Origin of the sequence: Geodermatophilus sp. CPCC 205761, from assembly GCF_051383655.1 — a bacterium.
Taxonomy (GTDB): Bacteria; Actinomycetota; Actinomycetes; order Mycobacteriales; family Geodermatophilaceae; genus Geodermatophilus.
This window is the reverse complement of record NZ_JALPKQ010000042.1, coordinates 16096-40683: the sequence shown is the minus strand read 5'-3', so window position 1 is coordinate 40683 and position 24588 is coordinate 16096. Positions and strand designations below refer to the sequence as shown.

At 74.5% G+C, this 24588-nt stretch carries 26 protein-coding genes; 17 read left to right on the top strand and 9 right to left on the bottom strand.

Annotation, left to right across the window (positions count from 1 at the left end):
• The first annotated feature begins 147 nt into the window (after positions 1-147).
• Positions 148-546, top strand: coding sequence for a hypothetical protein (locus MY526_RS21225; protein WP_436693903.1), 399 nt, complete (start codon positions 148-150; stop codon positions 544-546).
• Positions 547-553: 7 nt separating this feature from the next.
• Here MY526_RS21225 and MY526_RS21220 read toward each other — a convergent pair whose 3' ends face one another.
• Entirely contained in the window at positions 554-1777 is a 1224-nt protein-coding gene (locus tag MY526_RS21220; protein ID WP_436693904.1) for an amino acid deaminase/aldolase, read from the bottom strand.
• Positions 1778-1886: 109 nt separating this feature from the next.
• Between MY526_RS21220 and MY526_RS21215 the strand changes: the two genes are divergently transcribed.
• Positions 1887-3218, top strand: coding sequence for a D-arabinono-1,4-lactone oxidase (locus MY526_RS21215; protein ID WP_436693905.1), 1332 nt, complete (start codon positions 1887-1889; stop codon positions 3216-3218).
• A 7-nt stretch (positions 3219-3225) separates the two neighbouring features.
• On the opposite strand, the gene MY526_RS21210 is transcribed toward MY526_RS21215, so the two are convergent.
• On the bottom strand, positions 3226-4422 hold the full coding sequence (locus MY526_RS21210; RefSeq protein ID WP_436705003.1) for an MFS transporter: 1197 nt from the start codon (positions 4420-4422) through the stop codon (positions 3226-3228).
• A gap of 177 nt (positions 4423-4599) precedes the next feature.
• Entirely contained in the window at positions 4600-5781 is a 1182-nt protein-coding gene (locus MY526_RS21205) for an alcohol dehydrogenase catalytic domain-containing protein (RefSeq protein ID WP_436693907.1), read from the bottom strand.
• Between the two features lie 392 nt (positions 5782-6173).
• Between MY526_RS21205 and MY526_RS21200 the strand changes: the two genes are divergently transcribed.
• From MY526_RS21200 to MY526_RS21190, 3 genes are all read left to right on the top strand, one after another.
• A complete protein-coding gene (locus MY526_RS21200; RefSeq protein ID WP_436693908.1) occupies positions 6174-7157 on the top strand; it encodes a M23 family metallopeptidase in 984 nt (327 codons plus the stop codon).
• A 110-nt stretch (positions 7158-7267) separates the two neighbouring features.
• Positions 7268-8191, top strand: coding sequence for a cation diffusion facilitator family transporter (locus tag MY526_RS21195; RefSeq protein ID WP_436693909.1), 924 nt, complete (start codon positions 7268-7270; stop codon positions 8189-8191).
• A gap of 86 nt (positions 8192-8277) precedes the next feature.
• Positions 8278-9219 (top strand): cytochrome c oxidase assembly protein, encoded by a 942-nt coding sequence (locus tag MY526_RS21190; protein WP_436705002.1) that lies wholly within the window; start codon positions 8278-8280, stop codon positions 9217-9219.
• 78 nt (positions 9220-9297) lie between these two features.
• On the opposite strand, the gene MY526_RS21185 is transcribed toward MY526_RS21190, so the two are convergent.
• Positions 9298-10842, bottom strand: a complete 1545-nt coding sequence (locus MY526_RS21185) for a DHA2 family efflux MFS transporter permease subunit (protein WP_436693911.1) — start codon at positions 10840-10842, stop codon at positions 9298-9300.
• 78 nt (positions 10843-10920) lie between these two features.
• Here MY526_RS21185 and MY526_RS21180 point away from each other — a divergent pair, with 78 nt between their 5' ends.
• The 4 genes from MY526_RS21180 to serB all read left to right on the top strand — a co-directional run bounded on the left by MY526_RS21180 (position 10921) and on the right by serB (position 15544).
• Positions 10921-11424 (top strand): metallophosphoesterase family protein, encoded by a 504-nt coding sequence (locus MY526_RS21180; RefSeq protein ID WP_436693912.1) that lies wholly within the window; start codon positions 10921-10923, stop codon positions 11422-11424.
• Positions 11425-11473: 49 nt separating this feature from the next.
• Entirely contained in the window at positions 11474-12301 is an 828-nt protein-coding gene (locus tag MY526_RS21175; protein ID WP_436693968.1) for a putative RNA methyltransferase, read from the top strand.
• A 114-nt stretch (positions 12302-12415) separates the two neighbouring features.
• The gene (gene ctaD, locus MY526_RS21170; RefSeq protein WP_436693913.1) at positions 12416-14167 is read left to right on the top strand and encodes an aa3-type cytochrome oxidase subunit I; all 1752 of its coding nucleotides are present in this window, start codon (positions 12416-12418) and stop codon (positions 14165-14167) included.
• A 120-nt stretch (positions 14168-14287) separates the two neighbouring features.
• Complete coding sequence (gene serB, locus MY526_RS21165; RefSeq protein ID WP_436705001.1) at positions 14288-15544, top strand: phosphoserine phosphatase SerB; 1257 nt, start codon at positions 14288-14290, stop codon at positions 15542-15544.
• A gap of 51 nt (positions 15545-15595) precedes the next feature.
• Here the strand turns inward: serB and MY526_RS21160 are convergent, their stop codons facing one another.
• The 3 genes from MY526_RS21160 to MY526_RS21150 all read right to left on the bottom strand — a co-directional run bounded on the left by MY526_RS21160 (position 15596) and on the right by MY526_RS21150 (position 17895).
• Complete coding sequence (locus MY526_RS21160) at positions 15596-16168, bottom strand: nicotinamidase (protein ID WP_436693914.1); 573 nt, start codon at positions 16166-16168, stop codon at positions 15596-15598.
• Between the two features lie 16 nt (positions 16169-16184).
• On the bottom strand, positions 16185-17468 hold the full coding sequence (locus MY526_RS21155; RefSeq protein WP_436693915.1) for a nicotinate phosphoribosyltransferase: 1284 nt from the start codon (positions 17466-17468) through the stop codon (positions 16185-16187).
• Positions 17469-17541: 73 nt separating this feature from the next.
• Entirely contained in the window at positions 17542-17895 is a 354-nt protein-coding gene (locus MY526_RS21150; RefSeq protein ID WP_436693916.1) for a hypothetical protein, read from the bottom strand.
• 64 nt (positions 17896-17959) lie between these two features.
• Between MY526_RS21150 and MY526_RS21145 the strand changes: the two genes are divergently transcribed.
• The 8 genes from MY526_RS21145 to MY526_RS21110 all read left to right on the top strand — a co-directional run bounded on the left by MY526_RS21145 (position 17960) and on the right by MY526_RS21110 (position 23481).
• Positions 17960-18433 (top strand): Mov34/MPN/PAD-1 family protein, encoded by a 474-nt coding sequence (locus MY526_RS21145; RefSeq protein WP_436693917.1) that lies wholly within the window; start codon positions 17960-17962, stop codon positions 18431-18433.
• 167 nt (positions 18434-18600) lie between these two features.
• Positions 18601-18879 (top strand): ubiquitin-like small modifier protein 1, encoded by a 279-nt coding sequence (locus MY526_RS21140; protein ID WP_436693918.1) that lies wholly within the window; start codon positions 18601-18603, stop codon positions 18877-18879.
• 47 nt (positions 18880-18926) lie between these two features.
• The gene (locus MY526_RS21135) at positions 18927-19877 is read left to right on the top strand and encodes a PLP-dependent cysteine synthase family protein (protein WP_436693919.1); all 951 of its coding nucleotides are present in this window, start codon (positions 18927-18929) and stop codon (positions 19875-19877) included.
• A gap of 72 nt (positions 19878-19949) precedes the next feature.
• The gene (locus MY526_RS21130; protein WP_436693920.1) at positions 19950-20690 is read left to right on the top strand and encodes an MBL fold metallo-hydrolase; all 741 of its coding nucleotides are present in this window, start codon (positions 19950-19952) and stop codon (positions 20688-20690) included.
• A 39-nt stretch (positions 20691-20729) separates the two neighbouring features.
• The gene (locus tag MY526_RS21125; protein ID WP_436705000.1) at positions 20730-21683 is read left to right on the top strand and encodes a DNA polymerase domain-containing protein; all 954 of its coding nucleotides are present in this window, start codon (positions 20730-20732) and stop codon (positions 21681-21683) included.
• A 94-nt stretch (positions 21684-21777) separates the two neighbouring features.
• Positions 21778-22263 (top strand): DUF4262 domain-containing protein, encoded by a 486-nt coding sequence (locus MY526_RS21120; RefSeq protein ID WP_436704999.1) that lies wholly within the window; start codon positions 21778-21780, stop codon positions 22261-22263.
• Between the two features lie 174 nt (positions 22264-22437).
• The gene (locus MY526_RS21115; protein WP_436704998.1) at positions 22438-23001 is read left to right on the top strand and encodes a DUF4188 domain-containing protein; all 564 of its coding nucleotides are present in this window, start codon (positions 22438-22440) and stop codon (positions 22999-23001) included.
• A gap of 108 nt (positions 23002-23109) precedes the next feature.
• Complete coding sequence (locus MY526_RS21110) at positions 23110-23481, top strand: hypothetical protein (RefSeq protein WP_436693970.1); 372 nt, start codon at positions 23110-23112, stop codon at positions 23479-23481.
• 89 nt (positions 23482-23570) lie between these two features.
• On the opposite strand, the gene bcp is transcribed toward MY526_RS21110, so the two are convergent.
• On the bottom strand, positions 23571-24071 hold the full coding sequence (bcp, locus tag MY526_RS21105) for a thioredoxin-dependent thiol peroxidase (protein ID WP_436693924.1): 501 nt from the start codon (positions 24069-24071) through the stop codon (positions 23571-23573).
• Positions 24072-24134: 63 nt separating this feature from the next.
• The gene (locus tag MY526_RS21100; protein WP_436693925.1) at positions 24135-24539 is read right to left on the bottom strand and encodes a YjbQ family protein; all 405 of its coding nucleotides are present in this window, start codon (positions 24537-24539) and stop codon (positions 24135-24137) included.
• Positions 24540-24588: the final 49 nt, after the last annotated feature.

Here is a 24588-nt window from a genome sequence, read left to right as displayed (position 1 = left end):
GCTCTCTTCCGCGTTGATCATGGGGATCCGGAACCTCGTTCCGGCGGGTCTGCCTGTGTCGCCGGGGAGAAGCCCATGATCAACGGGGGGCGGGGCACGGGTGTCAGGGTGGCTTGACTGTCAGGGTGGCCTGACGGACGCTGGGTCATGGCCGACATCGACGTCCTGGACCGCGAACTGACGCTCGCCGCCGCCGTCCGCCGGTACGAGGAGTTGCGCACGCGTGACTCGCTGGCCGACCCCGACGACCCCGGCGGCCCGCGGCCGCTCGGCCGCGCCGACGCCCTGGAGCTGCTGGCCCTCGGGGAGGTGATCGCCCGCAAGGCCGGGCAGGGGCGGCAGCTGACCGTCCGGACGGCGCGGGTGGCCGGCGCCTCCTGGGCCGAGATCGGGCAGGCGCTGGGCACCACGCGCCAGTCGGCGTGGGAGGCGCACCGCCGCTGGATCGACGGGCAGGTGCGCCAGCACGGCACGGTCGGCGCGATCGGCTTCGACGAGGACGACGCCGCGGCCGCCCGCGCGCTGGCGGGCGCCGACGCAGACTGAGGCTCGCTCAGCCGAAGGCCCGGCCCTCCCCGCGGTAGGTCGGGACGGCGCCGGTGAGGGCGTCCCCGGCCAGGGTGTGCAGCACGTCGACGTGCTCGCACAGCTCACCGGCCTTGGCGTGCCGGAACCAGACGCGGTCGCCGACGCCCAGCCGCTGCGCGGCCCGTCCGTGCAGCGGGGTCTGCACCTCACCGGCGCCCTCGGTGGCCAGCAGCCGCAACCCCGCCGGGTACACCGGGCGGGGCAGCCGGTCGGTGCCCGCCGGCCCGGACGCCACCCACCCGCCCCCGGCGACGGTCACGGTGCCCGGCGCCGGCACGCGGGTCACCGGCAGCGCGAACAGGCCGGCCGGGCGGGCGCTGAACGCCCGGTAGCCGTCGAACAGGGTGGGAGCGTAGAGGCCGGAGCCGGCGGCGCACTCGGTCACCGCCGGGTCGGCCGCGGTGCGCTCGAGGCTGCCGGTGCCCCCGCCGTTGACGAACTCCAGCGGCGCCACGGCGGCGACCGCGGCCACCACCGCGGCCCGCCGCTCGGCCAGCTCCCAGGCCGACAGCGCCTGCAGCCCGCGCACGACCAGCCCGCGCACCGGCCGGCGGGTGGGCGCGTCCGGCACGCCGGCGATCTGCGCCTCGTAGGCCATGACGCCGACCAGCGCGAACCCGGGGCGCGCGGCCACGGCGCGGGCCAGCGCCGCCGCCTGCGGCGGGTCGTGGACCGGAGAGCGGCGCACGCCCACGTGCACCCGACCACCGGCGGCCCGCAGCGAGGCGTCGACGTCCAGGCAGACCCGGACCGGCGGACGCCGGCCGGGCGCGGCGACGGCGTCGACGACGTCGAGGTGGTCGACCGAGTCGATCATCAGCGTCACCCGCCCGGCCGCCGCCGGGTCGGCCAGCAGGGCGCGCAGCGCCGCCCGGTCGACCGTCGGGTAGCCGACGACGGCGTCGGTGGTGACCGGGTCGTCGCCGCCGGTCAGCCAGAGCGCCTCGGCCAGCGCGTAGGCGAGCACGCCGGCGAAGCCCGGCCGGGCCAGCACCCGGCGCAGCACGGCGCGGCAGCGGACGGACTTGCTGGCCACCCGGACCGGCCGGCCGGCGGCCCGGCGGACCAGGTCCGCGGCGTTGGCGTCCAGGGCGTCGAGGTCGACCACGGCCAGCGGCGGGTCGAGCTCGACGGTCGCCCGGTCCAGCCGGGCGCGGGCGGCCTCGGTGGACGGGGGGACGGTGCGCACCCGCGCGAGGGTCGCCGCCCGACAGCGGAGGGTCAACCCCCTTGCTGGGCCGTTGACCTGGGCTGTCGCCGCCGTGCAGAGTTCCTGCGACCGATCGGAGGAGGACCGGGTGACGGGGAGTGCGGTGCCCGGTGCTCCAGCGCGCTGGCGGAACTGGGCGGGCAACGAGCGCGCCGAGGTGGACGTGGTGCACGCCGCCTCGGTGGACGAGGTCGCCGCCGTCCTCACCGCCGCCGCGCGCGCTGGCCGGCGGGTGCGCCCGATCGGCTGCAGCCACTCCTTCTCCGCCATCGGGCGGCCGGAGGACGTGCAGCTGGTGCTCGACGAGCTGTGCGGGATCGCGGTCGGCGAGGACGGGCTGGTCACCGTCGGCGCCGGGACGCCGCTCTACCGCCTCAACGCCGAGCTCGCCCGGACCGGCTGGGCGCTGACCAACCTCGGCGACGTCGACCGGCAGACCGTCGCCGGTGCGCTGGCCACCGGCACGCACGGCACCGGCGCCCGCTTCGGCGGGCTGGCCACGCAGGTGCGGGGGCTCGAGCTGGTCACCCCGGACGGCGCGGTGCTGCACTGCGACCGCGAGAGCCACCCCGAGGTCTTCACCGCCGCCCGGGTGGGGCTCGGCGCCCTCGGCGTGGTCACCGCGGTGACCCTGCAGTCCGAGCCGGCGTTCGCGCTGCACGCGGTCGAGGGGCCGGGACGGCTGTCGACGGCGCTGCGCGGCTTCGAGGACCTGATGACCTGCACCGACCACGTCGAGTGCTACTGGTTCCCGCACACCGACGCGACGCTGGTCAAGTGCAACACCCGGGTGCCGCTGGCCGAGGGGCTGGACCCGCTGCCCCGCTGGCGGGCGGTGTGGGACGACGAGATCCTCGCCAACGCCGCCTTCGCCGGGGTGGTCGCCGCCGGCCGCCGGGTGCCGGCGCTGGTGCCGCCGCTGGCCCGCGTCTCCGCCCGCGCGCTCGGCCCGCGCAGCTGGACCGACCACTCGCACCGGGTGTTCGTCAGCCGGCGGCGGGTGCGCTTCCTGGAGATGGAGTACGCCGTGCCGCGCGCCGCGGCTCCCAACGTGCTGGCCGAGCTGCGCCGGGTCCACGAGGCCGGCGACTGGCGCACGGCCTTTCCCGTGGAGGTCCGGCTGGCCGCCGCCGACGACATCCCGCTGTCGACGGCGTCCGGTCGCGACACCGCCTACATCGCCGCCCACGTCCCGGCCGGCACCGACCCGGGCCCCTGGTTCACCGCCCTGGAGGCGATCGCCGGGGAGGTCGGGGGGCGGCCGCACTGGGGCAAGCTGCACGGCCTGGACGCCGACGTCCTGCGGCAGCGCTATCCCCGCTTCGACGAGTTCCTCGCCGTCCGGGACCGGCTGGACCCCACCGGCGTGCTCGCCAACGCCCACCTCGACCGGGTGCTGGGGCCGGCGCCGGGCCGCTGACCCGTCGCTATGCGGGGGTGCTGCCCACCTCGGCGAGCCGCGCCTCGTTCGCCGGTGCCGGCTGCCGGCGGCCGACCGACCGGGCGAGGACGGCGATGCCGGCGCCGACCACCGCGACGACGGCGCCGACCCACATCGGGGCGGTGTAGCCGAACCCCGCGGTCAGCACGAGGGCGCCCAGTCCTGCGCCGAGGGCGTTCGCCACGTTGAACGCACCCTGGTTGGCCGCCGACACCAGGCTGCCGCCGCGCACCTGCGCCGCCTCGATGACGCCGTTCTGCACGACCGGGCCGAGGGAGAAGGCGATGGTGCCGAAGAGGACCAGCAGCGCGACCGCGGCGACCGGGGTGCGGGCGAGGAAGGCGAGCGCGACCAGGACGACGGCCGTGCCGAGCAGCCCGACCGCGACGAAGGAGAAGCCGTAGCGGTCACCGAAGCGGCCGCCGAGCAGGGTGCCCACGGTGGTGCCGACGCCGAAGAGCGCGAGCACGGGGGTCACCCACGCCTCGGGGATGCCGCCGAGCTCGGTGAGGATCGGGCTGACGTAGCTGTAGACGGCGAACAGCGCGGCGAACCCGACCATGGTCAGGCCCAGCACCAGCCACACCTGACCGCGGCGGAACGCGGCCAGCTCGGCGCGCAGGTCCCCGGGCTCGCCGACGTCCCCCGGCATCCAGGCCAGCAGGCCGGCGATCGTGACCAGGCCGATGACCGCGACCGCGCCCAGGACCAGCCGCCAGCTGGCCTGCTGGGCGACGAAGGTGCCGAGCGGGACGCCGATGACGTTGGCCAGCGTCAGCCCGACCATCATCAGCGAGATCGCCCGGGTGGCCCTCTCGGGTGCGACCAGCCGGCGGGCGGCCACCGCGCCGACGCCGAAGAACGAGCCGTGCGCGAGGGCGGTGAGCACGCGGGCGGCCGCCAGCGTCTCGTAGGTGGGCGCCAGCGCCGACAGCGCGTTGCCGACGACGAACACCACCATGAGGCCGACCAGCGTCTGCCGGGGCGAGAAGCGCACCCCGAGCGCGGTCAGCGTCGGGGCGCCGACGACGACGCCGATGGCGTAGGCGGAGATGAGCATGCCGACGGCGGACACCGAGACGCCGAGACCGTCGGCGATCTGGGGCAGCATGCCCATCACGACGAACTCGGTGGTGCCGATGCCGAAGGCGCCGACGGCGAGGGCGAGCAGGGCGCGGGGCACGGGAGCGGCTCCAGGGACGCGGGCACGGACGAGTGGGGCGGACTGCGTCGTCCTGCCGGGGGTCCCGGCGCACAGGACCCTCTCGGAGCCAAGGCGGCGTCCCGGGGGGACATGCCCGGGACGCCGCGTGGGTCTGCTCACACGGGCGCCCGCCCGCGGGAGGGCGCCCGGGGACGGTCAGGGCTTGAGCAGCACCTTGACCGTGCCGTCCTTCTTCTCGCGGAAGTTCGCGTACGCCTCGGGCGCCTGCTCCAGCGGCACCCGGTGGGTGGCGAAGTCGTCCACGCCGAGCGGATCGCCCTCGGTCAGCAGCGGCAGGATGTCGGGGACCCAGCGCCAGACGTTGGCCTGCCCCATGCGCAGCTGGATCTGCTTGTCGAACATCCGCATCAGTGGCAGCGGGTCGGTGGCCCCGCCGTAGACGCCGGACAGCGAGATGGTCCCGCCGCGGCGGACCGCGTCGATCGCCGTGGTCAGCGCCGCCAGCCGGTCGACGCCGGCCACCTGCATGACCTTCTCCATGATGGCGTCGGGCACGACCGCGGTGGCCTTCTGCGCGAGCGCGGCCAGCGGCGAGCCGTGCGCCTCCATCCCGACCGCGTCGATGACCGCATCGGCGCCGCGGCCCTCGGTGGCCTCCTGGATGGCGCGCACGACGTCCTTCCTGTCCGTCGTCCGGATCACCTCGGTCCCGCGGGCGGTGGCCCGCTGGATCCGCTCCGGGACGACGTCGGAGGCGTACACCTTCTCGATGCCCAGGTGGTGGGCGATGCGGGTGCACATGTCGCCGATCGGCCCGAGCCCGAGGACGAGCAGCGTGCCGCCGGGGGGCACCGCGGCGTACTGCACGGCCTGCCACGCGGTCGGCACGACGTCGGAGAGGTAGACGAAGCGGTCGTCGGGCAGGCCCTCGGGCACCTTGATCGGCAGCGTGTTGCCGAAGGGCACCCGCAGGTACTCGGCCTGGCCGCCGGGCACCTGGCCGTAGAGCTTGGTGTAGCCGAACAGCGAGGCACCGAAGCCCTGGTCGCGGTTCTGCGTCGTCTCGCACTGGGACTGCAGGCCCTGCGAGCACATCCAGCAGGTGCCGCAGGAGATGTTGAAGGGGACGACGACCCGGTCGCCGGGCGTGACCGCGGTCACCTCGGAGCCGACCTCGCGGACGACGCCCATCGGCTCGTGACCCATCACGTCGCCCACCGTCATGAACGGCGCCATCACCTCGATCAGGTGGAGGTCGGAGCCGCAGATGCCGCTCGACGTCACCTCGATGACGACGTCGGTGGGCTCCTGGATCGTCGGGTCGGGGACGGTGTCCACGCGGACGTCGGCTCGGCCGTGCCAGGTCACTGCGCGCATGGGGATGCACTCCTCGGATCGTCGCCGGAGGGGTCCGACGAGTGCCTCCTGCCCCTTCGTGACGTAGGTCGCGCGTGTTTCCGGCGCGGCCCGGCGCGTCAGGCACTGTGAGTCACATCGGTTCTACGCAACGTTGAATGAGATCAGTGCAGCTCTGTGACCCAGGACACGAAACCGCAGGTCAGTACCCCTGTCCTCACATCACGAAACGGTCACGACGTGTTTACATGAGTCCCGTCCGCACTGCGGGCACCGCACGACGATCCCCGTCCCCCACGGAAGCCAGGTGCATGACTCAGCTCGCCCACGACCGTCTCCTCGATGAGGGCACGGCGCCCGCTCCGGGCCCCGCCACCCGACTCGACACGGCCGCGGCCCCGTCCTCGCGACGGGTGTCCGGACCAGCGACTGAGACGTCGCCCCAGACCATCTCGACGCCGCGCACGGGGGTCGCGCAGTCGTCGGAGAGCACGCCGTCCGAGACCGGTGCCCAGCCACGGCTGGCCGAGGTGGCCGACCTGGCCGACCTCACCGGGCAGGCCGAGGCCACCGCCCGCGCCGGCATCGACGACCTCACCGCGGACCACGAGGCCGCCGCGCCCGCGGTGGTCGTCACCCGGCTCGGCCGGCGCCGCGACCGGCGTCGCCCGGGCCCGCCGTCGGCGCACCGCCGTCCGGCGCTCTACCTGGCCGCGGCCCTCGTCGGCGCCGTCGGCCTGGGCCTGGTCACCGGCGGCGAGCACGTCGCCCAGGCCGACGGCGGAGCGTCGGCGAGCGACTCGGTGAGCGTGGCCGAGGAGCTCGGGCTGGACACGCAGTCCTCCGAGTCGGTCGCGGCCGCCATCGAGGCCGACGCCGCCACCGGCCTCGGCGAGATCGCCGCCAGCCGCACCGCCCGCGAGGACCAGGAGGCCGCCGCCGCGCAGGTGCAGGCCGAGGCCGACCGGCTCGCCGCCGAGGCCGCCGCGGAGGCGGCCCGGCCCGATGTCGTGCTGCCGGTCGCCGGCGCCCGGCTGACCAGCCAGTTCGGTGCCCGCTGGGGCAAGCTGCACGCCGGCATCGACCTCGCCGCTCCCATGCTGACCCCCGAGTACGCCGCCATGGACGGCGTCGTCCTCGAGGCGGGCCCGGCCAGCGGCTACGGCAACGTCGTCTACATCCAGCACGCGAACGGCGACGTGACCGTGTACGGGCACATGGAGGAGATCCTGGTGTCCGCCGGCCAGGTGGTGCGGGCCGGCGACACGATCGCGCTGCTCGGCAACCGCGGCCAGTCCACCGGGCCGCACCTGCACTTCGAGGTGCACGTCGGTGGCATCAACGGCGAGAAGATCGACCCGCTCCCCTGGTTGCGGGAGCGCGGCGTCCAGATCTGAGGAAGGACCACCCTTCCCCCCACGCCTCGCAGGCTCGGCGCGGGGGCCCTGAAGGGCGGCCGCGTGGGGGAGACTCCCCGTGTGCGGCGCGGCGCGGGGAAGAGGGGCTGATGAGCTCCGACCACGGTCATGCGCACGGCCCGGCCACCGCCTCGGCGGCCCACCGCCGCCGGCTGGCCGTCGTCCTCGCGCTGACCGTCGCCGTCATGGTGGCCGAGGTTGTCGGGGCCGTCGTGTCGGGATCGCTCGCTCTGCTCGCCGACGCCGGGCACATGGCCACCGACGCCCTCGGCATCGGGCTGGCCCTCGGCGCGGTGACCCTGGCGCAGCGCCCGGCGCGCGGTCGCCGGACGTTCGGCTGGCAGCGGCTGGAGATCCTCGCCGCCGTCGCCAACGGGCTGCTCCTGCTCGGGGTGGCCGGGTACGTGCTGGTGGAGGCGGTGCGCCGGTTCGGGGACCCGCCGGAGATCGGCTCCGGCGTGATGCTCGCCGTCGCCGGCGTCGGCCTGGTGGTCAACCTCGGTGGGCTGGCGCTGCTGCACCGCGGCCGCGGCGACTCGCTGAACGTGCGCGGCGCCTACCTGGAGGTGCTCGCCGACGCGCTGGGCTCGGTGGCCGTCATCGTCGCCGCCGTCGTCATCGCCACCACCGGCTGGACGCCGGCCGACACCGTCGCCTCCCTCGCGATCGGCGTCCTGGTCCTGCCGCGGGCCTGGTCGCTGCTGCGCGACGCGGTCGACGTGCTGCTGGAGGCCGCCCCCCGCGGGGTGGACCTGGACTCGGTCCGGGCGCACGTGCTGGCGGTGGACGGGGTCATCGGCGTTCACGACCTGCACGCCTGGACCATCACCTCCGGCCTGCCCGTGCTGTCCGCACACGTCGTCGTCACCGACGAGGCGCTGGAGGCCGGGCACGGCGGCCGGGTGCTGGACGCGCTCTGTGAATGCCTGGGCGGGCACTTCGACGTCGCGCACTGCACCTTCCAGCTGGAGTCCCCGTCGCACGCCGGCCACGAGGCCCCGGTCCACGAATAGGGACCCCCGCCGGTCCGGGTGGGAGAGTGGGGGCGCAGTCGGAGACAGCGGGAGGCGTCGCGGTGGAGCACGGTCAGCACTCGGGCATGTGGGTGCCCGCGGACCCACCGACCTGGGGGCGGCTGTTCCTGCCGCACCTGGACGGCTGGTCACTGCTGGCGGCGCTGAGCCTGCTGGGCATCGTGGGTTACCCGGTGGCCGTCGCCGTCCTGCGCCGGTCGGGGGTGTCCTGGCCGTGGTGGCGGACGGCGGCCTGGGTGGCCGGCTGCGCATCGCTGTTCGCCGTCACCGGCACCTGGCTCAACGGCTACAGCATGGTGCTGTTCAGCGTGCACATGGCGCAGCACATGGTGCTGTCGATGGTGTCGCCGCTGCTGCTGCTCATGGGCGCCCCGGTGACCCTGGCGCTGCGCACGCTGCCGCGGGGCCGGCGCCTGGCCGGCGTGCCCCGGGCGCTGCTGCTCGACGCGCTGCACAGCCGGGTCGGCCGGTTCGTGGCACACCCGGGGTTCACGCTGCCGCTGTTCCTCGCCGGCCTCTACGGCGTCTACTTCACGCCGCTGTTCGACGCCCTGATGGACGACCCGCTGGGGCACCAGTTCATGCTGACCCACTTCCTGGTCACCGGGCTGCTGTTCTTCGGGCCGATCCTGGGTCAGGACCCGTGGCCGCGGACGACCGGGCATGCCGGCCGGATGCTCGAGCTGCTCATCCCGGTGCCGCTGCACGCCTTCTTCGGCGTCGCGGTGATGATGGCCGGCTCGCTGGTGGTGCGGACCTTCGCGAACCCGCCCGCCGCCTGGGACGTCGACGTGCTGGCCGACCAGAAGACCGCCGGCGGCATCGCGTGGTCCTTCGGCGAGCTGCCCATGGTGTTCGTGATGGCGGTCGTGCTCTTCTCGTGGATGGGCTCGGAGGAGCGCAAGGCCAAGCGGCTGGACCGCGCCGCCGTCCGCACCGAGGACGCCGAGCTGACGGCCTACAACGCCCGCCTGCGCGCGATGGCCGACCGCGCGAGCCCGCGTTGATCATGGGCTCGTTGCCCGGCTCGACGGCGTGTCCGGCCGTGTCGCCGACCACGAGCCCATGATCAACGCGGGGTGGGGTCAGCCCGCGTGCACCGCGGCACCCTCGGCGGGGAGGTCCTCCTTGGTGGCCTTGATGAGCACCGCGGAGACCAGCGCGCCGAGCACGAGCAGCGCCGCCGCCCACGTGAACGCCGTGGTGTAGCCCTCCACCTGCGCCTGGAGCCCGACCGCCGGGTCCTGCGGGTTCCCGCCCGAGGTCGCGACCCCGGTGACGTAGTCGGTGATCGCGCCCACCGACAGCGTCGCCAGCAGCGCGGTGCCGATCGAGGCGCCGACCTGCTGGGTGGCGTTGAGCACGGCGCTGGCCGCGCCGGCGTCGTGCGCACCGGCGCCGACGAGGGCCAGGTTGGACAGCGGCACGAAGGTGAAACCGAGGCCCAGGCCGAGCAGCAGCTGGCCGGGGAAGGCCAGCGACCAGAAGCCGCTGTCCACCTCGAGGAACGACAGCACGAACAGGCCGGTGGCCGCGAGCAGGCCACCGAGCACCATGAGCGGCTTCGGCCCGGTCCTGACCACCAGCGCGCTCGCCGCGCCCGCCGAGATGAGCACGCCCAGCGTGGTGGGCAGCGACGCGAGGCCGGCGTGCACCGGCTTGTACTCCAGCACCTGCTGGAAGTAGAGGCTGAGGAAGAAGAACGCCCCGATCAGCCCCGCGCCGACCAGCGTCGAGGTGAGGTACGCGCCGCCCCGGTTCCGGTCCAGGATGATCCGCATCGGCAGCAGCGGGTTGCGCGTCCGCAGCTCGAGGACGACGAACGCCGCGACCAGCAGGAGCCCGACGCCGATGAACGCGAGCGCGGCGGGGTCGGTCCAGCCGCTGTCGGCGATGCCGGCCGCCGCGTTCTCCTGCGACTTCTCCGCCACCTGGGTGAAGCCGTAGACGAACGACGCGATGCCGGCGGTGACCAGCACGGCGCCGGGGATGTCGTAGCTGGTGTCACCCGGGGCGCGGCTCTCCGGCACGATCGGGATGGCGGCGACGATGGCGACGACGGCCACCGGCAGGTTCACCCAGAAGCACCAGCGCCAGTCGGCGTACTCGGTGAGCACCCCGCCGAGCAGCAGGCCGACGGCCGAGCCGCCACCGGCGATCGCGCCGTACACGGCGAAGGCCTTGGCCCGCTCCTTCGGGTCGGTGAACAGGACGGTGAGCAGCGCCAGGGAGGCCGGCGCGAGCAGCGCACCGAAGGCGCCCTGCAGCGCGCGGGCGGCGAACAGCGTCTCCTCGTTCTGGGCGAGGCCGCCCAGCGCCGAGGCGATCGCGAAGCCGGCCGCGCCGACCAGGTAGGTGCGCTTGCGGCCCCAGAAGTCGGCGATCCGGCCGCCCAGAAGCAGGAAGCCTCCGAAGGTGAGCGTGTAGGCGGTGACGATCCACTGCTGGGAGGCCGCGGAGATCTGCAGGTCGGCCGAGACCGCGGGCAGTGCGATGTTGACGATCGTGGCGTCGAGGATCACGAGGAGGACGGTCACGGCGATGACCGCGAGGGCCAGCCACCGCCTCGGGTACGGCTCGTCGCCGACGTGCCCGGCGCCGGTGGCGCGCGTGGACGTGGGGTCTGTCATGGGGGTCCTCGAGGTCTTTCAGGGGGAGAGCCCGGGCATCGGGCGATCGGCAACCTAACGCCCTGCGACCATGTGCACGTGCCGGTTTCCCTGGTGTTCACGGCCGACACGCACGTCCCCAGGCGTGCGCGTGACCTACCTCATGCCCTGTGGGCCGCGATCGACGCGGCCGACGTCGTGGTGCACGCCGGCGACTGGGTGGACGTCGCCCTGCTGGACCGGCTGGAGGAGCGGGCGCGGCGGCTGCTCGCGGTGTACGGCAACAACGACCACGGGCCGCTGCGCGAGCGGTTGCCGGAGGTGGCCCGCGCCGAGATCGAGGGCCTCCGCGTCGCCGTCGTCCACGAGACGGGGGACCGGAAGGGCCGGGAGGTGCGCGCCGCCGCCCGCTTCCCCGACGCCGACCTCCTCGTCTTCGGGCACAGCCACATCCCCTGGGACACCACCGCCGGCACCGGCCTGCGGCTGCTGAACCCCGGCTCGCCGACCGACCGCCGCCGGCAGCCGCACGGCACCTTCGTCACCGCGGTCGCGGCCGACGGCGCCCTGCACGACGTGACCTTCCACCCGGTCGCCAGGTGACCGCGGTCCGGTGAGCGCCCGCCGTCCCTGGCCCCCGCGGGCCCTCGACCTGCTGGCCTGCCCGGTGTGCGGAGCGCCGCTGTCCGCGCTGCCCGGCGACACGGGGCTGCGGTGCGACGGCGGGCACGCCTTCGACCGGGCGCGGCAGGGCCACGTCACGCTGCTCCCGCCCGGGCACGTCCCGCCGTCGGGCGACTCGGGGGAGATGGTCGCCGACCGGGTGGCCTTCCTGGCCGCCGGGCACTACGCGGGGGTCACCGCCGCCCTGGCCGACGCCGTCGTCGCGGACGGCGACCCTCCGCCCGGCACGCTGCTCGACCTCGGCGGGGGGACCGGCCACCACCTGGCCGGGGTCCTCGACCGGCTGCCCGACGCCGTCGGGGTCGTCCTGGACTCCTCGCGGTACGCCGCCCGCCGGGCCGCCGGCGCCCATCCCCGGGCCCTGGCCGTGGTCGCCGACACCTGGGCCCGGCTGCCGGTGCGCGACGCCGCCGTCGACCGCGTGCTGGTCGTCTTCGCCCCGCGCAACGGGCCGGAGATCGCCCGCGTGCTGCGACCCGGCGGCCGGCTCGTCGTCGTCACGCCCGCCGCCGACCACCTCGTCGAGCTGGTCGGGCCGCTGGGGCTGCTGCAGGTGGACCCGGACAAGGCCCGGCGGCTGTCGGCGGCGCTCGAACCGCACCTCCGGCCGGTCGGGGCCGGCGGCCACCGCCAGCAGGTGAGCCTGGACCGGACCGCGGTCACCACCCTCGTCGGCATGGGGCCGCACGCGCGCCACCTGACCCCGGCGGCGCTGGCGGCCGCGGTCGCGGGGCTGCCGGAGCGCTCGGCGGTGACGGTGGCGGTCGACGTCACCGCGTGGGCGCCGGCCGGCTGAGCCGGGAGAGCCAGGTCACGGCCGGATCACGGCCGCGCGGGCCCCGGGAGCGCCGTCCGGCGTGCCTGCCCCTCTCGGCAGGAGGTGCCCGGAGGCACCGCTTATGCTGCGGCGGTGACGATCGCACCGGCACCGATCGTGAGCCGCCCCAGCCCGGCTCGCGAGGTCCAGAGGGGTTCGCGCCTGTCGAACCTGTTGCGGACCACCGACCACAAGACCATCGGCCTCATGTACCTGGCCACCTCCTTCGCATGGTTCATGCTGGGTGGGCTCATGGCCATGCTCATCCGCGGGGAGCTGGCCCGGCCGGGGCTGCAGTTCCTGTCGCCCGAGCAGTACAACCAGCTGTTCACCATGCACGGCACGGTGATGCTGCTGATGTTCGCGACGCCGCTGTTCTTCGCGTTCGGCAACCTGATCATGCCGCTGCAGATCGGCGCCCCCGACGTCGCCTTCCCGCGGCTGAACGCCTTCTCCTACTGGCTGTTCCTCTTCGGGTCGATCATCGCGATGTCCGGCTTCCTCACCCCGGGCGGTGCCGCGGACTTCGGCTGGACGGCCTACACGCCGCTGTCGAACGTCGTGCACAGTCCGGGTGCCGGCGGCAACCTGTGGATCGCCGGCCTCGCGGTCAGCGGTCTGGGCACGATCCTCGGCGGCGTCAACTTCATCGCCACGATCGTCTGCCTCCGCGCGCCGGGGATGACGCTGTTCCGGATGCCGATCTTCACCTGGAACGCGCTCGTCACCAGCGTGCTCATCCTGCTGGCGTTCCCGATCCTCACCGCCGCGCTGTTCGCGCTGCTGGCCGACCGCAACCTCGGTTCGCTCGTCTACTCGGACGAGAACGGCGGGGCGATGCTGTGGCAGCACCTGTTCTGGTTCTTCGGGCACCCCGAGGTCTACATCATCGCGCTGCCGTTCTTCGGCATCATCACCGAGGTCATCCCGGTGTTCAGCCGCAAGCCGCTGTTCGGCTACAAGGGCATGGTCTTCGCGACGCTGGCCATCGGTGCCCTCTCGCTGGCGGTGTGGGCGCACCACATGTACGCCACCGGCGCGGTGCTGCTGCCCTTCTTCGCCTTCCTGACCTACCTGATCGCCGTGCCGACCGGCATCAAGTTCTTCAACTGGATCGGCACCATGTGGCGGGGTCAGATGACCTTCGAGACGCCGATGCTGTTCTCGATCGGCTTCATGGTCACCTTCCTGCTGGGCGGCCTCACCGGGGTGCTGCTGGCCAGCCCGCCGCTGGACTGGCACGTCTCGGACACGTACTTCGTCGTCGCGCACTTCCACTACGTCGTCTTCGGCACCGTCGTCTTCGCCGCCTACGCCGGGATCTACTTCTGGTTCCCGAAGATGTGCGGCCGGATGATGGACGAGCGGCTGGGCAAGCTGCAGTTCTGGCTGACGTTCATCGGCTTCCACGGCACGTTCCTGATCCAGCACTGGCTGGGCAACGAGGGCATGCCGCGCCGGTACGTCAACTACCTGCCCACCGACGGGTTCACCACGCTGAACACCATCTCGACCATCTTCTCGTTCATCCTGGGCGCCTCCACGATCCCGTTCATCTACAACGTCGTGAAGTCGTGGAAGTACGGGCGGCTGGCCGTGCGCGACGACCCGTGGGGCCACGGGAACTCGCTGGAGTGGGCAACCTCGTCGCCGCCGCCGCGGCACAACTTCGTGGAGATCCCGAAGATCCGCTCCGAGCGGCCGGCGTTCGAGGCGCACTACCCGCACCTGCTCGAGCGCCTCGAGCGGGAGGCCCACGCCGGCAAGCGGCACGAGCCGTACGCCAGCGAGCTGGGGGGCACGGCCGGGCCGCGGCAGGGGAGCAAGGACCCCGACCCGACCTGAGACAGGACCCGCCGAGTGCGACGCCCCGTCGGCCCCGGCCGGCGGGGCGTCGCCGCGTCCGGGGCGGGGTCGGTGGGGCGGCTCCCGGGCGGCGGAGCGCCGTGCGGCACGATGGCCGACGTGCCGCTGGACCCCTCCTCCCGACCGCCGTCGACCGCCCCGCTGGCCACTCCGCGGGCGCTGGTGACGGTCACCGGGGGGGACCGGCCGGGGGTCACCGCGCGACTGTTCACGGCGATCGCCGAGGCCGGCAGCGCGCGGCGGGCCATCGAGGTCGTCGACGTCGAGCAGGTCGTCGTCCACGGCCAGCTGGTGCTCGGCGTGGAGGTCACCGCCGTCGCGCTGGACGGCGCCGAGCCGGACGACGAGCCGTCGTTCCTCGCCCGGCTGGCCCGGCTGGCCACCGAGGTCGCCGACGCCACCGGGATGCAGGTGCAGGTCGACTCGGTCGACGAGGAGGAGCGGCAGAACGGCCGCGGCCACCACGTGATCGTGCTCGGCCGGCCCGTGCCGCCCGAGGCGGTCGCCGGTGCGGCGTCGGCGATCGCCGGGATCGGCGGCAACATCGACGCCATCCGCCGGCTGTCGGACTACCCGGTCGTCAGCTTCGAGCTCACCGTCTCCGGCGGGGAGTCGACCGCGCTGCGCACCGCGCTGGCCTCGGTCGCCGCCAGCACGGGGGCGGACATCGCCGTCGAGCCGGTCGGGCTGGCCCGCCGCAGCAAGCGGCTCATCGTCCTCGACGTCGACTCCACGCTGGTCCGCGGGGAGGTCATCGACGAGCTGGCCGCGCGCGCCGGGCGGGAGGCCGAGGTCTCCCGCATCACCGCGGCCGCGATGAACGGCGAGCTCGACTTCGCCCAGTCGCTGCGGGCCCGGGTGGCCACGCTGGCCGGGCTGCCGGTGGAGGTGCTCGACGAGGTCCGGGAGCGGCTGGTGCTCACGCCGGGCGCGCGCACGCTGATCCGCACCCTCAAGCGCCTGGGGTTCCGCTGCGGCATCGTCAGCGGCGGCTTCACCCAGATCACCGACCCGCTCGCCGAGGAGCTCGGGCTGGACTTCGCCGCGGCCAACACCCTCGAGGTCGCCGACGGCCGGCTGACCGGCGGCCTGGTCGGCGAGATCGTGGACCGCCCCGGCAAGGCCCGCGCCCTCGTCCGCTTCGCCGCCGAGCACGGGATCCCCCTCGACCAGACGGTGGCCGTCGGCGACGGCGCCAACGACCTCGACATGCTCAACGCGGCCGGTCTCGGCATCGCCTTCAACGCCAAGCCCTTCGTGCGGGAGCAGGCGCACACCGCGATCAACCAGCCCTACCTCGACGCCGTCCTGCAGGTGCTCGGCTTCACGAGGGACGAGGTCCTCGACGCGACGTGATCTGTCGCCCGTCCGGGCCCGGGGGGAGGGCCGTCGTGGCCACTTCGGCCCCTAGGGTCGGTGGACCGTGCCCTCCAGCTCGACGCCGGCGCCGCGGAGCTGGTCGAGCGCGGCCTCGGTGGTCGCCTCGCTGACGCCGGCGGTCAGCGGCAACAGCACCCGGGTCGCGAACCCCTCCCGGACGGCGTCCAGGGCGGTGGCCCGGACGCAGTGGTCGGTGGCGATGCCCACGACGTCGACGGCGTCCACCCCGCGCCCGCGCAGCCAGTCGGCCAGCGGCACGCCGCCCGACCGCCCCTCGAATCCGGAGTAGGCGGCCGCGTACTCGCCCTTGTCGAACACCGCCTCGAGGGGCTCGCGCTCCAGTCGAGGGTGCAACTCGACGCCGCCGGTGCCGACCACGCAGTGCCGCGGCCAGGTCGCGACGAAGTCCGGCTCCGCGGCGAAGTGACCGCCCGGGTCGACGTGGTGGTCCCGGGTGGCCACGATGTGCGCGTACTCGCCGGCGCGCGCCCGCACGTGCTCGGTGATCGCCCCGGCCACCGCCTCGCCGCCGGCGACGGCCAGGCTGCCGCCCTCGCAGAAGTCGTTCTGCACGTCCACGACCACCAGCGCGCGGCTCATCGCTGACCTCCCGGGTTCACGCCACCACCGTCTCGATCGCGCAGTCCCCGCGGGACAGCGCCCACGCCTCCTGGGGCAGGGCGGCCCGCGCGCGCTCGTGGTGCGCGCGGGCGGCGGCCAGCGCCTCGCGGGGGGAGGCGGGGCTGCACACCCGGCCGCCGCGCACGAGCTCCACGACCAGCTGCCGGTCGCCGTCCTCGGGGGTGATCGGGCTGGCGCAGATGACCTCGGCCGTCGCCGTGCCGTCGGCGTCGTGCCGGCGGACGGCGTGCTTCCGGCCGCCCACGGAGTTCTTCCCCTCCGACTTCTTGGCCACCGGGACGCCGTCGCGCTCGACCAGCTTGTAGACCATCCCCGCCGTCGGGGCGCCCGAGCCGGTCACCAGCGAGGTGCCCACGCCGTACCCGTCCACCGGGGCGGCCATGAGGCCGGCGATGGCGTACTCGTCGAGGTCGCTGGTCACGATGATCCGGGTGGACGTCGCGCCCAGCTCGTCGAGCAGCTCCCGGGCGTGCGTGGCCAGCGTCGGCAGGTCGCCGGAGTCCAGCCGGATCGCGCCGAGCCCGGGGCCGGCCACCTCCACCGCCGTCCGGATGCCGCGGTCGACGTCGTAGGTGTCGACGAGCAGCGTCGTCCCCACGCCCAGGGCCGCCACCTGGGCCCGGAAGGCCGACGCCTCGTCGTCGTGCAGCAGGGTGAAGGCGTGCGCGCTGGTGCCGGCGGTGGGGACGCCGTAGCGGCGCCCGGCCTCGAGGTTGGACGTCGTGCCGAAGCCGACCAGGTGCGCGGCGCGGGCGGCGGCGACGGCGGCCTCCTCGTGCGTGCGGCGCGACCCCATCTCGATGCAGGGCCGGTCGCAGGCCGCGGCGACCATGCGGGCCGCCGCCGAGGCGATGGCGCTGTCGTGGTTGAGGACGGAGAGGATGAGCGTCTCGAGCAGCACACCCTCGGCGAAGGGCGCGCGGACGGTCAGCACGGGGGAGCCGGGGAAGAAGAACTCGCCCTCCGCGTAGCCGTCGACGTCCCCGCCGAAGCGGAAGTCGGCCAGCCAGTCCAGCAGCCGCGTGTCGGTGAGGCCCTGGGCGCGCAGCGCGGCGATGTCGTCGTCGGTGAAGCAGAAGCGGGGCAGCTGCTCGAGCAGGCGCGCGGTGCCGGCGACCACGCCGTAGCGCCGGCCGTGGGGGAGCCGCCGGGCGAAGACCTCGAACACGCAGTCGCGGTCGGCGGTGCCGTCGGCGAGGGCGGCGGCGACCATGGTCAGCTCGTACCGGTCGGTGAGCAGCGCGGGACCCGTCGACATGGCTCCGGAGCCTAGGCCGGTGAAGGGACGACGACCCGTCGGACGGCGGCGCCCGGACGGCGGATCGCCCGGCTCAGCGGCGCGTGGAGGCCGCCGGGCGGCGCACCCGCCGGGCCCGCCGGCCGAAGGTGAGCAGGACCAGTGCCACGAGCAGGGCGTCGAGCACGAAGAGGACGTAGACCATCCCGTGCAGCTCGACGTCGCGGACCGCCGCACCGATCGTCGAGACCAGCACGACGGCCGACAGCGCGAAGACCAGCAGCAGCGCCAGCACCCGCACGGTGACCAGCAGCACCAGCGAGGCGCGGTCGGCTCCGGCGTCGCTGCTGTAGTGGCCGCTGCGGTGCCGTACCCCGCCGATGCCGAGCACGAGGGCCGGCACCGCGACGACGACGACGCCGGCGGCCATCAACAGGTCGAGCACCACGAGACGGCACCGTATCCGGCGGCCCCGTCCGGGCACCGCGCAGAGGTCCTTCTAGACTGGCGCCGTGCTGCGCATCGACCGCGCGACCTACGACGCCATCGTGGCCCACGCCCGGGAGGACCACCCGGACGAGGCCTGTGGCGTCGTCGCCGGCCCCGAGGGCAGCGACCGGCCCGAGCGGTTCATCCCGATGCTCAACGCCGCGCGGTCGCCCACGTTCTACGAGTTCGACTCCGGAGACCTGCTGCGGCTGTACCGGGACATGGACGACCGCGACGAGGAGCCGGTGGTGATCTACCACTCGCACACCGCCACCGAGGCGTACCCGTCGCGCACTGACATCAGCTACGCGTCGGAGCCGAACGCCCACTACGTCCTGGTGTCGACCCGGCACCACGGCGAGCAGACCGGCCTGGCCGGTGACGAGGTGGAGTTCCGCAGCTTCCGCATCGTCGACGGCGAGGTGAGCGAGGAGGACGTCGAGGTCGTCGAGTCCTACCTGTTCGGCCACTCGCCCACGACCGTCGTCTACGACTGACCAAGGGCCCTCCTGCCCCCCACCGCTCGCGAGCTCGCGGCGGGACCCTGCAGGAGGGCCGCCGCAGGAATGCCCGGCGGCGAGCGGGCGTTCCCCGTCCAGACGCACGTCCTGCTGCCCCCGGCAGCGGGCCCGCCACCCCCCACTCCCGAGGAGATCAGCACGCCATGGCCATCGAGGTCCGGATCCCGACCATCCTGCGCACCCACACCGGCGGCAACAAGACCGTCGAGGGCACCGGGGACACCCTGGGGGCGCTCGTCGACGACCTCGACGCCAAGCACCCGGGCCTGAAGAACCGCCTCGTCACCGAGGAGGGCAAGCTGCACCGCTTCGTCAACGTCTACGTCAACGACGAGGACGTCCGCTTCACCGGTGCGCTCGACACCCAGGTCAAGGACGGCGACTCGGTGACGATCCTCCCGGCGGTCGCCGGCGGCTGCTGAGCACCCGCTCGGCGACCGTCCCTCCCCGCATCCCGGAAGAGCTCCCCATGGCCCGCTTCGCCTCCCTCGTCGACTCGCTCGGCAACACCCCGCTGGTCGGGCTGCCGAACCTGTCGCCGACCCCCGACGTCCGGCTGTGGGCCAAGCTGGAGGACCACAACCCCACCGGCTCCATCAAGGACCGCGCGGCGATCGCGATGGTCGAGGCGGCCGAGAAGGAGGGGAAGCTCAAGCCGGGCGACACCATCCTCGAGCCGACCAGTGGCAACACCGGGATCTCGCTGGCGATGGTCGCCCGCCAGCGCGGGTACCGGCTGATCTGCGTCATGCCCGAGAACACCTCCATCGAGCGGCGCCAGCTGCTGGAGATGTACGGCGCGCGGATCATCAGCTCCCCCGCGGCGGGCGGCTCCAACCAGGCCGTCGCCGTCGCCAAGGGGCTGGCCGCCGAGCACGGCGACTGGGTCATGCTCTACCAGTACGGCAACCCGGCCAACGCCGAGGCGCACTACACCGGCACCGGCCCGGAGATCCTCGCCGACCTGCCGTCGATGACCCACTTCGTCGCCGGCCTGGGCACCACCGGCACGCTCATGGGCGTCTCCCGCTTCCTGCGGGAGAAGAAGCCCGACGTCCGCGTGATCGCCGCCGAGCCGCGCTACGGCGAGCTGGTCTACGGGCTCCGCAACATCGACGAGGGCTTCGTCCCCGAGCTGTACGACCCGACGCTGCTGGACTCCCGGTTCAGCGTCGGGCCGCAGGACGCCGTCCGCCGGACCCGCCAGCTGGTGGAGCAGGAGGGGATCTTCGCCGGCATCTCGACCGGCGCCATCCTGCACGCGGCGCTCGGCATCGCCGACAAGGAGGTGGCGGCCGGGCGCAAGGCCGACATCGTCTTCATCGTCTGCGACGGCGGCTGGAAGTACCTCTCCACCGGCGCCTACGGCGGCACCCTGGAGGAGGCGACCTCCGCGCTGGAGGGCCAGCTCTGGGCGTGAGCCCGGGCACCCCGGCCTGCCAGCTAGCCTGACCCGCGTGGCAGGGACAGTCGATCGGCCGGGGGACCCCGCGTGAGGCTCACCATCATCGGCTGCTCCGGCAGCGGTCCCGGGCCGGCGTCCCCCGCCTCCTGTTACCTGGTCGAGCACGACGGCTACCGGCTGCTGCTCGACCTCGGCAACGGCTCCTTCGGAGCCCTGCAGGGCCTGGCCGACCCCGCCACCGTCGACGCGGTGTTCTTGTCCCACCTGCACGCCGACCACTGCCTGGACGTCGCGCCGTTCGTCGTGTGGCACCGCTACTCGGGCCGCTCCACCCGGAAGCCGGTGCCGATGTACGCCCCGGTCGGCGCCGAGCGCCGGCTGGCCCTGGCCTACGACAGCGACGGCGAGGGGCTCACCGACGTCTTCGACTTCGTCCCGGTCGGGGCCGGGCAGCTGACCCTCGGCCCGTTCACCGCCGCACTCGCCCGCACCGCCCACCCGGTCGAGTGCTACGCGATCCGGCTGGACGCCGGGGGCCGGTCGCTGGTCTACACGGGGGACACCGGGGCCAGCGCCGCCGTCGTCGAGCTCGCCCGCGGCTCCGACGTCCTGCTGGCCGAGGCGGCGCACCCCGACGTCCCGGACCTCCCGCCCGCCCTGCACCTCACCGGCCGGGAGGCCGGTGAGCACGCCGCGGCGGCACAGGTCGGCCGGCTGCTCCTCACCCACGTGCCGGCCTGGATCGACCGCGAGGCGCAGCTGGCCGCCGCGCGGGAGGTCTTCCCGGCCAGCGAGCTGGTCGAGCCCAGGGGCACCTACGACGTGTGAACACTTGCCCGGCCGGGTCGGGCCGGGCACGGTGGGCCGGTGGTCGACGACGAACGGGACGGCGTCCGGCTGACCAGCCTGGACGCGCCCCTGGGTGACGGGCTCGACGTGACCAAGGGCGACTTGGTCGACCACCTGGACGCTTTCGCCGACCGGCTCGTGCCGCAGCTGGCCGGGCGGCCGCTGTCGGTCATGCGGGTGCGCCCGGGGCAGCAGCCGTTCATGCAGCGCAACGTCGCCAAGGGCGCACCGGAGTGGGTGCGGACGGTCGCCGTGTGGTCCGCGGGCGCGCACCGCGAGGTGCACCAGGTGCTCTGCGAGGACCGGCGGACGCTGCTCTGGCTGGCCAACCAGCGCGCGGTGGAGTTCCACGTGCCCTTCGTCCCGGCCGGCGCCGAGGAGCCCACCGGGATCGTGCTCGACCTCGATCCGCCCGAGGGCGCCGGGTTCGACGTCGTCGTGCGGGCGGCGGAGCTGGTGCGGCGGGCCCTGGCCGACGCCGGGCTGGCCGGAGCGGTGAAGACCAGCGGCTCCAAGGGAGCGCACGTCGTGGTGCCGGTGCGGGGGACGCGGGCCGACGACGCCGCGGCCGCCACCCGCGCGCTGGCCGTGCGCGCCGAGCGGCTCGACCCCGAGCTCGCGACCACCGCCTACATCAGGGCCGACCGGGGCGACCGGGTGTTCCTGGACTCCACGCGCTCCTACTCCTCGACGATCGTGGCCGCCTACAGCCCGCGCGTGCGGCCGGGGCTGCCGGTCTCGGCGCCGGTGCCGTGGCCGGAGCTGCCGGCCGTGCGGCCGGCGGAGATCACCGTGCGGACGGCGGCGGAGCGGCTCGGTGACGGCGACCCGTGGGCGGAGCTGCTGCCCGAGCCGCAGGAACTGCCCGCGGAGCTGGTCGCCGAGGGCCACACCATCCCGGTCGCGCGGGTGCAGGCGATGCACGAGGGGAAGCGCCGGGCGCGGGCGCGCCGCGCGGAGGAGGAGGACTGACGGTCCCGGGCGCCTTCCACAGGTCCGCCCGCCGTCCACAGCCGGTCCGGCCGCCGAGGGCAGGGTGTCCGGCCCCCGGCGCACCCTCCCGGGCATGACGACCGATCCGCAGACAACCGCCTGGCTCGACCAGGAGGACGCCCACCTCGCCGCGGTGATCCGGCAGCACCGCTGGGCCGTGCAGTACGTCGGCGCCGGCGACGACCCCGGCGAGCCCGCCTTCGGCTACACCGTCGGCCTGTTCGGTCTGGGGCACCCCGAGCTGGTCGTGGTCGGGTCCTCGGCCGACCAGACCCACACCCTGCTCGACGAGGTCGCCGCGATGGTGGCCGGCGGGCGCGACCTCGTGCCCGGGGAGTTCGTCTCCTGGCCGGGGTGGGCGGGGCGCCTGTACGTCGAGGTCTGCCCCAACCCCGGCGAGGTGCTCTTCTCGGCCAACCGCTTCTACCAACGGCCGGCCGACCACTCCGTCCCCGCGTTCCAGCTGACCTGGCCGCACCGGGACGGCACCTTCCCGTGGGAGCCCGGCTACCCGTGCGCGCCGGCGTGCCAGCCGCGCCCGGGGGAGTGGCGGGCGTGAGGCCGCCAGGGCGTCCTCACCCGGGCGGAGCGCGACAGCCGGGTCACGGTCCGCCCGCTGCGCGGCCGTGTCGCGCTCCGGGGGTTGTCCGCCGCCCCCGGACGCGTCGACGATCTGCGGTCATCGGCCGCCGAACACCCCGGCCGCCGTTCCCGGGCAGGGAAGGAGAAGGCGATGGCGCGCATCCACCCCGGGCGGTTCGGCGCGGAGATCGACGGCGACTTCGTGGTCTTCGTGATCGGTGCCCGGCTCAACAAGCCGTGGCGGGCGTTCCAGGCCTTCTTCGACGTCGGCGGCCGCCGGCGCGGCATGCAGGCGATGCTCGCCGACCTCATGGCCCATCCCGAGAAGGGGCTGCTGGCCTACCGGACCTCGGGGCTGCTCGTCGTCCAGTACTGGCGCAGCTTCGAGCACCTGGAGGCCTTCGCCCGCGACCCCGGGGACCTGCACCGGCCGACGTGGCTGCAGTGGTACAGCCGCGATCGGCACGGCCGCACCGGCATCTGGCACGAGACCTTCCTGGTCCGGGCCGGCGAGTACGAGGCGATCTACAGCGACGTGCCGGAACAGGGGCTGGCGGTGGCCGGCCGGGTGGTCCCGCTGGCGGGCAACAGTTCCGCGCGGCTGCGGCTGCGCCGGACGGCCGCCGAGGGCCAGGCGCCGGTGCCCGAGCCGCGGGCTCCGCGGCCCGCTCCGGCGCCCGAGCCCGCTCCGGCGAGCGAGATCTGGGCCGACTGACCGCGGCGGCTCCCGCCCGCCCGGCGGCCCGTGCCCGTTCGGCGGCCCGGGCCCGTTCCGAGCCGGCCGAGGGCGACCGGCGGCACCCGCTAGCGTGCACTCGTGATCATGGTCGCTGCGCTCGTGGGCGCTGCACTCCTCGCCGGCCTGGCCGTCTTCCAGCTGCTGCTGATCGCCGGCGCACCGCTCGGCCGGTTCGCGTGGGGTGGGCGCACCTCCGTGCTGCCGACGGGTCTGCGCATCGGCAGCGCGGTCTCCATCGCGCTGTACGCCGTCTTCGCGCTCGTGGTGCTGCAGACGGGCGGGATCTCCGGCGTCCTGCCCGGCGGTCTGGCCGGTGTCGCGATCTGGGCGCTGGCGGCCTACTTCGCGGTCGGCGTGGCCATGAACGCCGCCTCCCGCAGCCGCCCGGAGCGGTTGGTCATGACGCCGGTGGCCCTCGCCCTCGCCGTGGTCTGCCTGGTGCTGGCCCTGCACTGACGACGCCGGGCGCGCGGACCCGCCGCGTCCGTGCCGGACACCCGCCGCCGGAGGCGGCGGCCCGGTCGAGGGAGGGGCCGGGCCGGGGGTCAGCCGAGCCCGAGTTCCCGGCGCAGCTTGGCGACGTGCCCGGTGGCCTTCACGTTGTACGACGCCTTCTCGATGCGGCCCTCGGCGTCGACGATGAAGGTCGACCGGATCACCCCGACGACCTCTTTGCCGTAGAGCTTCTTCGGCCCGAAGGCGCCGTAGGCCCGCAGCACCTCCTTGTCCACGTCGGAGACGAGGGTGATCGACAACCCCTCCTTCTCGCGGAAGCGCAGCAGCTTCTCCGGCGGGTCGGGGGAGACGCCGATGATGTCCAGCCCGGCCTCGGCCAGCTCGCCGGCGGACGCGGTGAAGTCGACCGCCTGCGTGGTGCAGCCGGGGGTGAGCGCGGCCGGGTAGCAGTAGACGATCACCCGGCGTCCCCGGTGGTCGGCGAGGGACACCTGGTTGCCGTCGGCGTCGGGCAGCGTGAACTCCGGCGCCGGGTCCCCGGGTGCGAGGCGGACGGGGGCCGCGTCGATGCCGCTGTCGGTGTCGGTCATGCCCGGCATCCTGCCGTGCTCCGCCGACACCGCTCTACGGGGGCGCACCGACGGGGCAGGCGCTCAGCCGGCGAGGAAGGACAGCCGCACGTGGCGCTGCGGGTTGTCGGTGTTGGTGTCGACCAGGCAGACCCGCTGCCAGGTGCCCAACTGCATGCGACCCGCGAGCACCGGGATGCTCGCGTGCGGCGGCACGAACGCGGGGAGCACGTGGTCCCGGCCGTGGCCCGGACTGCCGTGCCGGTGCCGCCAGCGGTCGTCGCGGGGCAGCAGGACGTCGAGCTGGGCCAGCAGGTCCTCCTCGCTCCCCGACCCGGTCTCGATCACCGCGACGCCGGCCGTCGCGTGCGGGACGAAGACGTGCAGCAGCCCGTCGGTCTCGCTCCGCACGAACTCGGCGCACTCGTCGGTGAGGTCGACGACGGTGGGCACGCCGCCGGTGCGGACCGCTCGCAGCTCCGATCGCATGCCGGGATCCTGCCCGGCCCGACCGGCGCCCGCCCGCCGCGCACTACTG

Excerpts from the sequence above, each read along its gene's own strand:
- MY526_RS21205 (WP_436693907.1), bottom strand. The coding sequence starts at position 5,781 with ATGCGCGCAGTGACCTGGCACGGCCGAGCCGACGTCCGCGTGGACACC.
- MY526_RS21185 (WP_436693911.1), bottom strand. The coding sequence starts at position 10,842 with ATGACAGACCCCACGTCCACGCGCGCCACCGGCGCCGGGCACGTCGGC.
- MY526_RS21225 (WP_436693903.1), top strand. The coding sequence starts at position 148 with ATGGCCGACATCGACGTCCTGGACCGCGAACTGACGCTCGCCGCCGCC.
- MY526_RS21110 (WP_436693970.1), top strand. The coding sequence starts at position 23,110 with ATGGTCGCTGCGCTCGTGGGCGCTGCACTCCTCGCCGGCCTGGCCGTC.
- MY526_RS21140 (WP_436693918.1), top strand. The coding sequence starts at position 18,601 with ATGGCCATCGAGGTCCGGATCCCGACCATCCTGCGCACCCACACCGGC.
- MY526_RS21160 (WP_436693914.1), bottom strand. The coding sequence starts at position 16,168 with ATGAGCCGCGCGCTGGTGGTCGTGGACGTGCAGAACGACTTCTGCGAG.
- MY526_RS21195 (WP_436693909.1), top strand. The coding sequence starts at position 7,268 with ATGAGCTCCGACCACGGTCATGCGCACGGCCCGGCCACCGCCTCGGCG.
- MY526_RS21190 (WP_436705002.1), top strand. The coding sequence starts at position 8,278 with ATGTGGGTGCCCGCGGACCCACCGACCTGGGGGCGGCTGTTCCTGCCG.
- MY526_RS21120 (WP_436704999.1), top strand. The coding sequence starts at position 21,778 with ATGACGACCGATCCGCAGACAACCGCCTGGCTCGACCAGGAGGACGCC.
- MY526_RS21155 (WP_436693915.1), bottom strand. The coding sequence starts at position 17,468 with ATGTCGACGGGTCCCGCGCTGCTCACCGACCGGTACGAGCTGACCATG.
- MY526_RS21135 (WP_436693919.1), top strand. The coding sequence starts at position 18,927 with ATGGCCCGCTTCGCCTCCCTCGTCGACTCGCTCGGCAACACCCCGCTG.
- bcp (WP_436693924.1), bottom strand. The coding sequence starts at position 24,071 with ATGACCGACACCGACAGCGGCATCGACGCGGCCCCCGTCCGCCTCGCA.
- MY526_RS21115 (WP_436704998.1), top strand. The coding sequence starts at position 22,438 with ATGGCGCGCATCCACCCCGGGCGGTTCGGCGCGGAGATCGACGGCGAC.
- MY526_RS21100 (WP_436693925.1), bottom strand. The coding sequence starts at position 24,539 with ATGCGATCGGAGCTGCGAGCGGTCCGCACCGGCGGCGTGCCCACCGTC.